This window comes from Verrucomicrobiia bacterium, assembly GCA_035629175.1.
Classification (GTDB): Bacteria; Verrucomicrobiota; Verrucomicrobiia; order Limisphaerales; family DASXHY01; genus DASXHY01.
Genome location: DASPIL010000078.1, coordinates 1 through 11,466, shown reverse-complemented (window position 1 = coordinate 11,466; position 11,466 = coordinate 1). Strand labels below are relative to the sequence as shown.

General features: G+C 59.6%; 14 protein-coding genes. 9 read left to right on the top strand and 5 right to left on the bottom strand.

What is annotated here, in order from left to right:
- The 6 genes from VEH04_14380 to VEH04_14355 all read left to right on the top strand — a co-directional run.
- A partial coding sequence (locus tag VEH04_14380; GenBank protein HYG23967.1) for a type IV pilus twitching motility protein PilT occupies nucleotides 1–809 on the top strand: 809 nt, incomplete at its 5' end.
- 2 nt (nucleotides 810–811) lie between these two features.
- Nucleotides 812–1,282 carry a hypothetical protein gene (locus VEH04_14375; protein ID HYG23966.1) on the top strand — a complete coding sequence of 157 codons (471 nt, stop codon included), beginning with the start codon at nucleotides 812–814 and terminating at the stop codon, nucleotides 1,280–1,282.
- Between the two features lie 206 nt (nucleotides 1,283–1,488).
- Nucleotides 1,489–2,238, top strand: coding sequence for a TlyA family RNA methyltransferase (locus tag VEH04_14370; GenBank protein ID HYG23965.1), 750 nt, complete (start codon nucleotides 1,489–1,491; stop codon nucleotides 2,236–2,238).
- Entirely contained in the window at nucleotides 2,222–3,106 is an 885-nt protein-coding gene (locus tag VEH04_14365; GenBank protein HYG23964.1) for an NAD(+)/NADH kinase, read from the top strand. The genes VEH04_14370 and VEH04_14365 overlap by 17 nt, the downstream gene beginning before the upstream one ends.
- 19 nt (nucleotides 3,107–3,125) lie before the next feature.
- On the top strand, nucleotides 3,126–4,145 hold the full coding sequence (locus VEH04_14360) for a LacI family DNA-binding transcriptional regulator (GenBank protein ID HYG23963.1): 1,020 nt from the start codon (nucleotides 3,126–3,128) through the stop codon (nucleotides 4,143–4,145).
- A 31-nt stretch (nucleotides 4,146–4,176) separates the two neighbouring features.
- Nucleotides 4,177–4,587, top strand: a complete 411-nt coding sequence (locus VEH04_14355; GenBank protein HYG23962.1) for a hypothetical protein — start codon at nucleotides 4,177–4,179, stop codon at nucleotides 4,585–4,587.
- 58 nt (nucleotides 4,588–4,645) lie between these two features.
- On the opposite strand, the gene purN is transcribed toward VEH04_14355, so the two are convergent.
- Together purN and VEH04_14345 are read right to left on the bottom strand one after the other, a co-directional pair.
- On the bottom strand, nucleotides 4,646–5,275 hold the full coding sequence (gene purN, locus VEH04_14350) for a phosphoribosylglycinamide formyltransferase (protein HYG23961.1): 630 nt from the start codon (nucleotides 5,273–5,275) through the stop codon (nucleotides 4,646–4,648).
- Nucleotides 5,276–5,339: 64 nt separating this feature from the next.
- Complete coding sequence (locus VEH04_14345; protein HYG23960.1) at nucleotides 5,340–5,702, bottom strand: hypothetical protein; 363 nt, start codon at nucleotides 5,700–5,702, stop codon at nucleotides 5,340–5,342.
- Between the two features lie 20 nt (nucleotides 5,703–5,722).
- On the opposite strand from VEH04_14345, the gene VEH04_14340 reads away from it, so the two are divergent.
- Nucleotides 5,723–6,406, top strand: coding sequence for a methyltransferase domain-containing protein (locus VEH04_14340; GenBank protein HYG23959.1), 684 nt, complete (start codon nucleotides 5,723–5,725; stop codon nucleotides 6,404–6,406).
- Between the two features lie 20 nt (nucleotides 6,407–6,426).
- On the opposite strand, the gene VEH04_14335 is transcribed toward VEH04_14340, so the two are convergent.
- Nucleotides 6,427–7,092 (bottom strand): glycosyltransferase family 2 protein, encoded by a 666-nt coding sequence (locus VEH04_14335; protein HYG23958.1) that lies wholly within the window; start codon nucleotides 7,090–7,092, stop codon nucleotides 6,427–6,429.
- A 183-nt stretch (nucleotides 7,093–7,275) separates the two neighbouring features.
- On the opposite strand from VEH04_14335, the gene VEH04_14330 reads away from it, so the two are divergent.
- Nucleotides 7,276–8,310, top strand: coding sequence for a radical SAM protein (locus VEH04_14330; GenBank protein ID HYG23957.1), 1,035 nt, complete (start codon nucleotides 7,276–7,278; stop codon nucleotides 8,308–8,310).
- A 21-nt stretch (nucleotides 8,311–8,331) separates the two neighbouring features.
- Here VEH04_14330 and VEH04_14325 read toward each other — a convergent pair whose 3' ends face one another.
- Complete coding sequence (locus VEH04_14325; GenBank protein HYG23956.1) at nucleotides 8,332–9,894, bottom strand: tryptophan 7-halogenase; 1,563 nt, start codon at nucleotides 9,892–9,894, stop codon at nucleotides 8,332–8,334.
- A 7-nt stretch (nucleotides 9,895–9,901) separates the two neighbouring features.
- Entirely contained in the window at nucleotides 9,902–10,489 is a 588-nt protein-coding gene (locus VEH04_14320; protein HYG23955.1) for a hypothetical protein, read from the bottom strand.
- 106 nt (nucleotides 10,490–10,595) lie between these two features.
- On the opposite strand from VEH04_14320, the gene VEH04_14315 reads away from it, so the two are divergent.
- The coding region (locus VEH04_14315) for a beta-ketoacyl synthase N-terminal-like domain-containing protein (protein HYG23954.1) at nucleotides 10,596–11,466 on the top strand (871 nt) is incomplete at its 3' end.

The window sequence follows — 11,466 nt, the reverse complement described above, 5'->3', positions numbered from 1 at the left end:
TCGTCCTTGTCACAGGCGCGACGGGCTCAGGAAAATCGACAACTCTCGCCGCGGTGCTGAATGAGATCAACCAGACCAAGGCGGTGCATATCATCACGCTCGAGGATCCCGTTGAGTTCGTTCATCCGCATCGCAGGGCCACCTTCAACCAGCGGGAACTCGGCACTGACTTCGACACCTTTTCGAGCGGACTTCGCGCCGCATTGCGCCAGGCGCCGAAGGTGATCCTCGTCGGCGAAATGCGCGATCGCGACACCGTGAAGATCGCGCTGAGCGCGGCGGAGACGGGTCACCTGGTCTTGAGCACGCTGCACACGATCGACGCCGGCCAGACCATCAACCGCATTCTCGGCATGTTCGAAACCGACGAACAGGAACAGATTCGCGCCCGCCTCGCGGACACATTGCGCTGGGTTGTCAGCCAGCGCCTGGTTCCGAAGAACGGCGGCGGGCGCCACGCGCTTCTCGAAATCATGGGTTCAAACCTTCGCACCCAGGAAACCATTCGGCTCGGCGAAAGCGAAGGCAAGACCTTCTACGAGATCATTGATTCCAGCCAGCCCTTCGGGTGGCGGACGTTCGACAACTCCGCACTGGATGCCTTTGAACGGGGAGTGATCAGCGAAGAAACCGCCCTGCTCTACTGCACGAAGCGCGGGCCTGTCACCCGCGGGATCGACAATCTCAAAAAGGCGCGCGGCGAATCGACCTCGGACATTGGCTCGCTGCGAATGAAGGCGCATGAAGCACCCAAGGCCGCTGCGGCTGCTGCAGTTCCCGCCGTTCCAGTAACTCTCAAAATCAAATAGCCATGGCGGATCAATTTGACTTCATCAGCGCGTCCGACAAACCGGCGTTGCTCGCATTCTCGACTCCTGAATGGCTCGAAACTGCGCGCACTGCACTCGCGGAACTTGGCTACAAGGTTCACACCGCCGCCACACACGGCGACTTTCAGGTGCGCTTCAGCCAGATTCGATACCAGGTCGTCATCGTCGAGGAACGGTTCGCCGCCAACAGCATCGAAGAAAATCTCACGCTGAAGTTCCTGCAGCAGATGCCCATGAACCAGCGCCGCCATGCTGCGATCATTCTGCTCGGCGAGCTGTTCCAGACCTTCACGCCTCTCCAGGCATTTCAGCAAAGCGTCCATTCCGTCATCAACAGCTCCGAACTGTTCCTGCTCAAGCAGTTGATCGAGAAGTCGGTTGCCGACAACAATCTCTTCCTCCATAGCTTCCGCGAAACTCAAACGCGCGTGCTTTCCGGGAATCGCGAATAAGCGTTATCCCGGACCGCGCTGTGTCGCTGCGACCAGGCGCAACCGCACGTGCACGAGCGGCGCACCAGCCTGCCGTGCTTGTTATTCCGCCGCCACCTTGGTCCTTCGAACACAGCGGCGCTGCGCCGAACGATTGCCTGAGGCGTCTTGCACCGCAGGCTTTGCTCTTGGTTCGGCGATCGTTTTCAAGGAATTTGCAACGAGTCATGGCGAAGAACCGATTGGATCAGGCACTCGTGGATCGTGGATTGTGCGAAAGCCGCGAGAAAGCCCGCCGTGCAGTCATGGCCGGGACCGTTAGGATCAATGGGCAAGTTGCCCGAAAACCGAGCGACACCGTAAAACCGGGCGATGCCCTGGCGCTCGATATCGTGGATCGCTACGTCAGCCGCGGCGGCCACAAACTGGAGTACGGGCTTCAACATTTCGCCCTTAATGTCACGGGTGCCACCGCGGTGGACCTGGGCGCCTCGACGGGAGGGTTTACTGATTGCCTGCTTCAACACGGCGCTTCAAAAGTTTACGCCGTGGATGTTGGCCATGGGCAGCTGGCCTGGAAACTGCGGAACGATCCCCGGGTAATAGTCATGGAAAGAACCAACGCACGCGAACTGTCGCCGGCAGGATTTCCCGCAGGATTTTCGGGCGCCGACCTCGTCGTGATCGATTGTTCCTTCATCTCGCTGACCAGGATCCTCCCCGCTGCTGTTGCTTTACTGAAGCCCTTGGGTAGAATCCTCGCACTGGTAAAACCCCAGTTCGAAGCGGGCAAGCCGGAGGTGGATCGAGGTGAAGGCGTGATCACGGATCCCCTCATTCATCAGCGTGTTCTCAATGAGCTGGAACAGTTCGTTTCCGCCGGAGGATGCCTTGCCTGGCGCGGGACGACGACGTCACCGCTGCTGGGTCCCGCAGGCAACAAGGAATTTTTGGTGCTGCTTGAAACAATCGCATAACAGGATCAAACGAATCGGCCTGATTGGAAATTCCGGCAAGGCCGCCTGCGCCGCTGTCGTCAGCAAGGCTGCAACCCTCATTCGCGCCAGCAAACGGCAGGTGTTCAGCGATTCGGACACCGCGGAACTCGCCCGGCTCGGTGGCAAAAACTTTCCCGATGCCGCTTCGCTCGCGGCCGCTGTCGACCTCATCCTTGTCTTTGGCGGCGACGGCACCATGCTCCGCGTTGCGCGTGAGATCGCCGGATCGCAGACGCCCATGCTTGGAATCAATATCGGCGGCCTCGGCTTTCTCACCGCGGTGTCGTCGAGGGATCTTCCTGGCGCATTGAAGCAAATCTGGAAAGGGGCGTTTAAATTTGAATCGAGGTCGCTGCTCGAGGCGCACGCGCGCGCGCAGGGAAAACTGATTCAACAAACCGCGTTAAACGACCTCGTCATCAGCCGCGGAATCGCATCGCGCCTCATTGAGCTGCACGTAACCGTCAACGACCAACCCGTCACGCGCTATCGCTGCGACGGCCTGATCGTCAGTTCACCCACGGGTTCCACTGCGTACTCCCTTGCGGCAGGAGGTTCGGTGGTGTTTCCCACAGCCGAGGTTCTTCAAATCACGCCGATCTGCCCGCATACGCTTTCGAACAGGTCACTGATTCTGCCAATGACTTCCGTCATTTGCGTGAAGGTGGTAAATCCCACGCCTGTCACGATGTTGAGTGCTGATGGACAGGTCGTGACGGAACTCACAGCCGATGATCACGTGACGGTTCGGCGAAGCGACCGCACAGTGCAGCTCATGCATCTGGAAGGCAGCTCGTTCTTCGATACCTTGCGTGCCAAGCTCCACTGGCGGGGAGCAAACCTGTAGAAGTCGGAGGAGCCGTGCCATGGTGAGACTCAAAGACATTGCTCAATACGCGCATGTATCGGTCATGACCGTTTCCAAGGCGTTGCGCGATGCCCCTGATGTTTCCGCTGCGACGAAAGCAAGGATCAAGCAACTCGCCCAACAGATGGGCTATGTCCCCGATTCAACCGCCCAGGGACTGCGCACGCGAACCACCAGGATCATTGGCCTTCTGATCCCGGCAACCACGGATCCCATTTACGCCCGCATGGTGCTGGGCATTGAGGAACGCGCGCACGAGCTCGGCTATGACCTCATGCTCATGCACACGCGCAATAATCTTGAGCGCGAGGAAGCGTGCATTCGGCGGCTGTTATCGCGTCGCATCGACGGACTGCTCGTGGCGCCTGTGTACCGAATGGAACCCGAGTCGCGCATTTACCAGGAACTGCTCGCTCGTCGAACACCCACAATCCTGCTCGGACCTTCAGCCCGATTTTGCGCGGCGTTTCCATCCGTTCAGGTGGATGACGTTCTCGGAGCGTATCTAGGAACCCAGCATTTGCTGCAGCTCGGCCACCGGCGAATCGCATTTCTCGGCGGACCCCTCGCCGCGCCGTGGGCCCAGGATCGGTTTCAGGGATATCGCCGGGCGTTGCGCGAGTCGGGCTCTGACGTCGACGAAAAACTTGTGTTTCAAGCAGGCGGCACAGTTGAGGATGGCGTGAAAGCTGCCCTGCAGATGTTGAACGAATCGTGCGGCGCCACCGCGGTCCAGACCGCCAATGACCTCGTCGCAATCGGCTGCTCCAATGCGTTGTTAAACCAGGGCGTTCGCATTCCCCAGGATCTGTCCGTCGTCGGTTTTGGAAACGTCCTCGCCAGCGAATATTTCCGCGTCCCGCTCACGACGGTTCGACAGCCCAAATTCCGCCTGGGCCTGGCCGGACTCGACATGTTGATGCAAGCCATTCGAGGCGAACGCGTGGAATCCAAACGCATGCCCCCCGAACTCGTCATTCGCAACAGTTCGACTGAGCCCGCGTCCTCCAAAGCCTGAACATTGGTACCTTGCCTGCTGAAGTGCAGGCATGAAGAAAATCCTTATCGGACTCGGCGTCATCACGCTGGTCGCCGGCATCGTTTGGGCAGGCCAGGCCTGGAACACGTTGCGCGTTAATGCCCGTACCGCGAAGTTCAACGAAGACATCGAAAACCTCTTCACCTCCCTTCAGAAATATAAGGAACGCGTCGGCGCGTACCCCATCGGCGGAAACGCAGAGGTCGCCAAGGCCCTCCAGGGCAACAATCCCAAAAACGTGATCGTCATCGTCGGACGCAAAACCGACCTGAATGAAAAAGGCGAGTTCGTCGATCCCTGGGGAACCGCGCTTCGCGTGTACTTTTCGGACACAGGCGTCCTCATCCGCTCGGCGGGACCGAATCGCCGTTTCGATGACAGCACTGTCATGGAAGCGGACGATGTCATCCGGTCCAATTAGAGGGCACCTTCACATGGAAGCCCCCTCGTCCCGCCCAGCGCTCCGCCCGTGAGCCGGGTCAATCTCGTTTCCAGGTCACGCGCCGTCCCTGGACCGAGATTCTGCCGGCGGCCAGCGCCGCCACGCATCGCGGATAAAGCTGATGCTCGGCAGCGTGAATCCGTTGATGCAGTGTCTCGGGAGTGTCATCGTCCAGCACCTCGACCGTTTGCTGGCCGATGATCGCGCCGGAATCAACGCCCGCGTCGACGAAATGAACCGTGCACCCCGTCACCTTCACACCATGATCAAGCGCCTGCTTCCACGCGAGCAGGCCAGGAAATGCGGGAAGCAAGGACGGATGAATGTTCACGATGCGGCCTTCAAACGCCCGCAGGAACTCGCCCTTCAATACGCGCATGAATCCGGCGAGAACGACGAGGTCCACCTTCGCAGACTGCAGGCCACCCACGACTGCACGTTCAGCTTCGTCGTCGAGCTTCGTGCGAAATTTTCCCGGCGGGATGAACTGTGCCGGAAACCGATGCGCGCGGGCATGGGCCAAAATGCCAGCGTCGTCGACGTCACTCAGCACCAGCGCAATCTCGGCATTGATTTCGCCGCGCTCCACAGCGTTGGCAATGGCGACAAAGTTCGAGCCTTTGCCGGAGCCGAGAACGCCGATGCGAAGTTTTCCTGCCGTCATCATGCACATCCTTAACGGGGTGAGCCGCCACCCCGCAAGTTATCTCTGACGGGGCGACGAACTGTGATCACACAGAGCGAGCGCGTTTGCGCCAGCGGTTGATCCGAAGGAAGAACACTCCAAAGAAAATAGCGCCGCACGCGTTCACGCCGCACGTGTAACCCAGCTTGTACGGCACCCCGACATTGTTCTCATTGTAGATCGAAACGTCCTGGCCAATCAGAAGGTTGGGCAATGCGCAGGGCATCAGCGCCCCCTGCAACATCCCGCGCGTGAACCCTGCGGGCCTGCTGCTGCGCTCAAGGGCGGTCGATGCGTGACGCATCACAAATCCAACCAGCGCCGCGAACGCTATCACCGAAACCAGCCGTTGAATGGCCTTCAGCCAGCGCCGCCAAGGACTTGCGGGTTTAACTTGTGCAGCCAGCATCGTTTCCACTAAGCAAAAGCATGTTTTTCCCGCGACGAGCTACGCAAGTAGAATATTTCGACTCGCCGGATCGGACCCACTCCGAGCTGGTCGAAGGCTACGCGTCGCTCAATCGCGTCAATCAGTGGTTCATTTTCGCAGATCCGTTTCAACGCTCGCTGCCGCGCCTGCTCGGGGAGGAACAATGCCGTGAACTCTCGATTCTCGACCTCGGTGCTGGCGACGGATTGCTGGGTCGAACCCTGGAACGCTGGGCATCAAACCGCGGTTGGAAATGGAAGTTCACGAATCTCGACGTCAATCCGGGCGCTCTCGCGCTCAACCCGGGCGCCCGCAATGTCGTCGGCTCAGCCCTCGCCCTTCCCTTCGATGATCGCAGCTTTGATGTCGTGATCGGATCGCAGATGACTCACCACTTCTCAGATGAAGAAGTGGTCATTCACCTGCGCGAAGCCTGGCGTGTCGCAAGGCTCGCCATCTGCCTCACAGATCTGCAGCGCAGCGCCCTATTGTATCTTGTTGTGCGCATGATGTTTCTCCTGGCGCGATTTCCCGGCCACTTTCAGCAGGACGGATTGCTGTCGGTTAAACGCGGGTTTCGAATGGACGAGTTGCAACGCTTCGCCGAAGCCGCGAAGATTTCCAGCCCCCAGGTATTCAGTTATTACGGCATGCGGCTTATCCTGCAGGCCAAGAAGGTGTGACCGCCAGTGGCGCAGTGCCCTCATGCGCGACGCCACCATCGCAGCCAGCGGATCGTGTCGAGGACCGGGTTGATCTTGCTCTGCTCTGCGCGATAGATCACCTGGATGGGAACGAATTGGATCCGCCTGTTCGCGCGCGCCAATCGCAGGAGAACTTCAGATTCGATTTCGAAATGAGTGGCCGCGATCCGCAGTCCGCGCAACGCCTCCAGCCGGATCAATCGAAATCCCGATTGGGTATCGGGCAATTCCACTCCCGCCAGGCGCGACAGCCGGCGGCTCATCCAGCGATTCACAGCCCGACGGACGAAAGGAATCCGCCCGGCTTGCGCCATTCGATTTCCAATGACCAGGTCTGCACGGCTGGCTTCGGCGCACGAGAGGAGGACCGAAATATCAGACGGCGCATGCTGGCCATCGCCATCCATCGTCAGCACCCATTCAAATCCCTTTTGTTCTGCAACCGCCCAGGCGTGTTGCAGCGATCGACCCTTCCCCAGCGATCGATCGTGCCGCGTAACGGCGGCTCCCGCCGTTGCCGCTAATGCCGCGGTGTTGTCAGCCGATCCGTCGTCAATCACGAGAACGCGTGGCAAGGTGCGCCGGATCTCCCGAACCAGGCCGCCGATGGTTGCGCTCTCGTTCAGGCACGGAATGCACACCAGGCAAGTCTCCGGCCAATTCATCGGCCGGAAGCTACGGGAATTCCCATCAGCGCCAAGTTTTTACCGCACGTGGAGCAAGGAGCGCAGGCCTCCCCTGCTTCAGCAAATGGACCTGAAAAGACGCGTCAGGAAGTTCCAGGGATCCGTATGGACCCTAAAATGCATTTGCGCTGTGTTCCGCGTCCTTTTAAGTTTTTACGATAGATGATTGATTCTTTCAGGCCGGTCGCCGAGATGTTGCTGTTGCGCGGCGAGGCACAGGCTGCGTTTCATCGCCAGGCTGCCCAGACTGCCCGGGCGGGTTTTGGGAAGCGGGTGTTTGTTCGTGGAGTTGTCGAAATTTCCAACTTTTGCCGCGAGAATTGCGCCTATTGCGGAATGCGTCGCGAGAATCGCGGTCTTTCCCGCTTCCGTGCCAGCCACGATGAACTGGCCGAACTGCTCATTCATCATCGCCCCGCAAGCATTACTGATATCAATATCCAGGCGGGCGAAGATCCCGTCGCAGTTCGCGAGGTGGCGCTTCCGCTGATCCGAACCCTTCGCCGCGAGACCGACCTTGGGATAAGCGTCTGCCTCGGCTCTCTGCATCACCCGCTCTACGCAGAATTGAAGGAAGCAGGCGCCGGCACTTACATCATCAAGTTTGAAGTGGGCGATCCCGCGCGCTATCGCGAATTGCAGGCGCCCGGCACATACGAAGAGCGCCTCGCGAATATCCGGCATCTCGCTGCCACAGGCTGGCGCGTCAGTTCGGGCTTTATCGCGGGCCTTCCCGGACAGACAACCGATGACCTCCTGCAAAATCTCGCCCTCGCCGCGCAATTACCGCTCGACGGCTGCAGCGTCAGTCCGTTCATTCCAGGCGATGAATCCCCGCTGGCTTCGGCGCCGATGGCTGACATCGACGTGACGTTGAACTGCATGGCTGCAATGCGGCTGATGCGCCCGGGGTGGATCATTCCTTCGGTCAGCGCGCTCAACCTCGCCGAACCTGGCAACGGATACCGCCGGGGACTGCGAACCGGCGCGAATCTCGTCACCATCAATCTCACTCCTTCCGAAATTCGCGGCAACTACCTGCTCTACAAACGCGATCGGTTCATCATGACGGAGGAACGAATCCTGGAAGCGATTGCGTCCGAAGGTTTGGAAACCGCCGACTCGAGCATGGCAAGTTTTCTCGACTCGCGGGAAGTGGCCGCGGCTGCAGCGAAAGTGGCGGGCGCGCGGGTCTGATTCTCGCCGCAGGAACCTTTCTCACTTCACAATTTCAGCCGCAACCGCCGCCGGCACGGTAATGTCCCGCTGCGCCGCGCGCGCAAACCAGCTTCGCCACCCTTCGCGCAATTCCAGCGTCGCCCACGCCACCATCGCCTTGACGACGGGCCAGGCACTGCGCCCCGAAAATGTGAATCCAGGAATCAGCATCCGGCGATGCGCGTTGCTGCGGCCCCATTGCGATCGGCGGCGCCGTTCACGCGCCATCGCCGCGAAACGGCGATTGTAGAATCGCATCAGGTGGAAAAAGGGAACTGACGGCGGAGTTGAGAACGGCGGTTCACTCAACGCGCACGCGCCACGCTTGAAGGGTTGCGACGCAATTCCCAAATAGTACAAGCCGAGATCCAGTTGGAACACAATCCGCATCAGCTCGAAATCCCCCATGTACTCATACTTGTCCTTGTACACGGCTTCGAACCATCGCTGGTAGCAGCGCGTGAAAGCAGTGTTGTGTTTTTCAACCAGCGGCAGAACCGCCTTCCCTTCCTGTTCCGCCAAAATCAACTTCGCCGTCGACCACGTTGTGAATGAAACCCAGTCCATTCCGGGGCTGTAAAAGGGATCCAGAAACCCAGCTGCATCGCCCACAAGCGCAAAGCCGTCGCCTGCAATGGTCGTGCTGGAATAGGGCAGGTTCTTGCGCAGCAGGACGTCGCCTTCACGCCACGAGGCGTCCGCGAGAATTTCCGCTCCCACCGGATGTTCACTCAGGAAATCTTTCAATCGCTGTCCCAACGATCCCGATTCCGGCCACTTCACAAGGCGCTGATCAAAGACAACCCCAATGCTCACATCGCCACCTTTCAGCGGAATACACCACGCCCACCAGCCGGGGCCAAGCAGGTGATTCGTAGCCGTGGCGCGAATGCCGTTGCAGGCCATCGCCCACTTCGGAAATTTCTGCGATAACTCGAAGCCGTCCCAATCCTTCACACCCGTCCAGCGCGCCCAAACCGCAGTGGTGGGATGCTCCACATTCGAGCGCCACCAACCCTGCTGCCGCGCCAGCACTGCCGCAACACCTGACGCATCGACAACCCATCGCGCTGCCACCGAATGCGTCTGCTCCAGGTGGCGCACTTCCAGGTGCTGGTCGCCGCCGGGATTCAGCCTAACCCTTGAAACCGTTGCGGGCCTGCAGATTTCCGCCCCCAGCGCGATGGCCCGCTGCAAAACTTCCTCATCAAGCGTCGAACGATCGACCTGGAATGCAGGAACGCGCGAAAGGTATTTGCCGCCAATCTCGCTGGATTCCTCCAGGTTGCCCGCTTCGTCATTGCTGAACCAGAAACGCATCCCCTGCTTCACGAGATGCGATTCATTGAGGTACTGCGTCAATCCAAGAACGCGGCAAAGGAAGTAACCGCTGATCTCGACCGTGGCTTCACCGACGCGACGCCCGAACGCGGAGGATTTCTCGATCACCAGGATTCGCAACGCAGGCTTCTCCCGCAGCAACAGAATGGCCGTCGCCGCGCCTGCCAATGCTCCGCCCATGATCACCACGTCGTATCGGGCGGCTGGCGGGGCGGTCTTCACGAATACCTCAGTCAACCCGGTCGATATGCAGGTCGCTTTCGATCACGGTTCCGTCGAGTGCATTGATGTGAACCTGGCCGATGTCCGCATCCTTGCTGGCATTCCGCAGCTTCTGCGCCCAAAGCCGCACACGCCAGATCGGGATGTCGTCCTTTCGCTCGAGCGACAATTGCGTCGCCCGGATCGTCAGCTTGTCGAGCAACGGCTCCTTCGTTGCAATCTTGATCGCGTCGTCGGAATCGATTTCAAGCTTCGGCACATCCATGACGTTCTTGTAATTCATGTACGCGAACGGCTGGCGCATGGGATGTTTCACCTCGAGCTTCTTGCCCGCCCCCAATTTGACTTCGGCAGTCTTGAACCGCGCGTCCTTGTCGTAGAACACCACGAACCAAATGTTCGGCGTCAGGCCCGCGATGGATTTTTCCGAGCGAATCTGCACCACCTTGTCCTTGACCTCGTCGCCAACGTGACGGTTGGCTTCCTTGATCAATTCCAGCGCTGTAGGTTCCGCTGCCGGCGCCGCCAGGGAAAAACTTAAAACCAATCCTGCGGCAACAGCAGTGAGCCGCGGGAAAAAACGTGTGAACTTCATGGCCGCAAATATACGGTCCCATTCATGAGGTGACAATTGTGAATCCGCGCTCCGTTGACTCGCGGTGGACGAAACCTTTACAGTCGCGTGAATTGAATTAATTGCCGTGCTGTTTCCGCCTCGCCATAAGCCCAGCCGCTCCCGAGTCGTTGTCACTGGGGCCGGAATCATCACCGCGCTCGGAAGCGGTTGGAACCCAAACGCGGAAGGATTTCGCAGCGGCCGCGTCGCCATCCGCCCTGTCACGCTTTTTGATGCAAGCCGGCAACGTGTCAAGGTCGCCGCAGAACTGGATCTTCCCACGACTCTTCCTCAAACCAGGCTCAACGCGAGACACCTGGACCGCATGGACCGCGCCGCCCGCATGCTGCTCGTCGCAACAGACGAAGCCTGGCGGCAATCGGGCTGGCAACCGTGCGATCACCTCCCGCTTGTCCTCGGCACCACGAGCGGCGGCATGACTCTCGGCGAAGCGTATTTTCGCCAGGCCACTGAGCGGCCCTTTGAACCGCGGCAACAGGCCGCGCGCATTCGCCATTACCAGGCGCAGCAACAGGCGTTGAACCTTGCTGAGGCTTATGGCTTTCTAGGTCCCATTACTATTATCGCAAACGCCTGCGCGTCGGGTGCCAATGCAATCGGACACGCCTTCGAACTGATCCGCGATGGCCGCGCTGATCGTGTTTTGACAGGAGGCTACGACGCCATCAGTCAGTTGGTGTTCGCCGGTTTCGATTCCCTCCAGGCCCTCTCGCCCACGCAATGCCGGCCCTTCGATGCTCATCGCGATGGCCTCGCATTGGGCGAAGGCGCCGCCGTGCTTGCGCTGGAGACGCTTGAATCCGCAACGCGCCGCAATGCCGAAATCCTCGGCGAAATCCTGGGTTACGGCGCAGCGACGGATGCGCATCACTTGACCCAGCCTCATCCAAACGGCGACGCTGCCCTGCTCTCAATGACTGCCGCGATGCAGAACG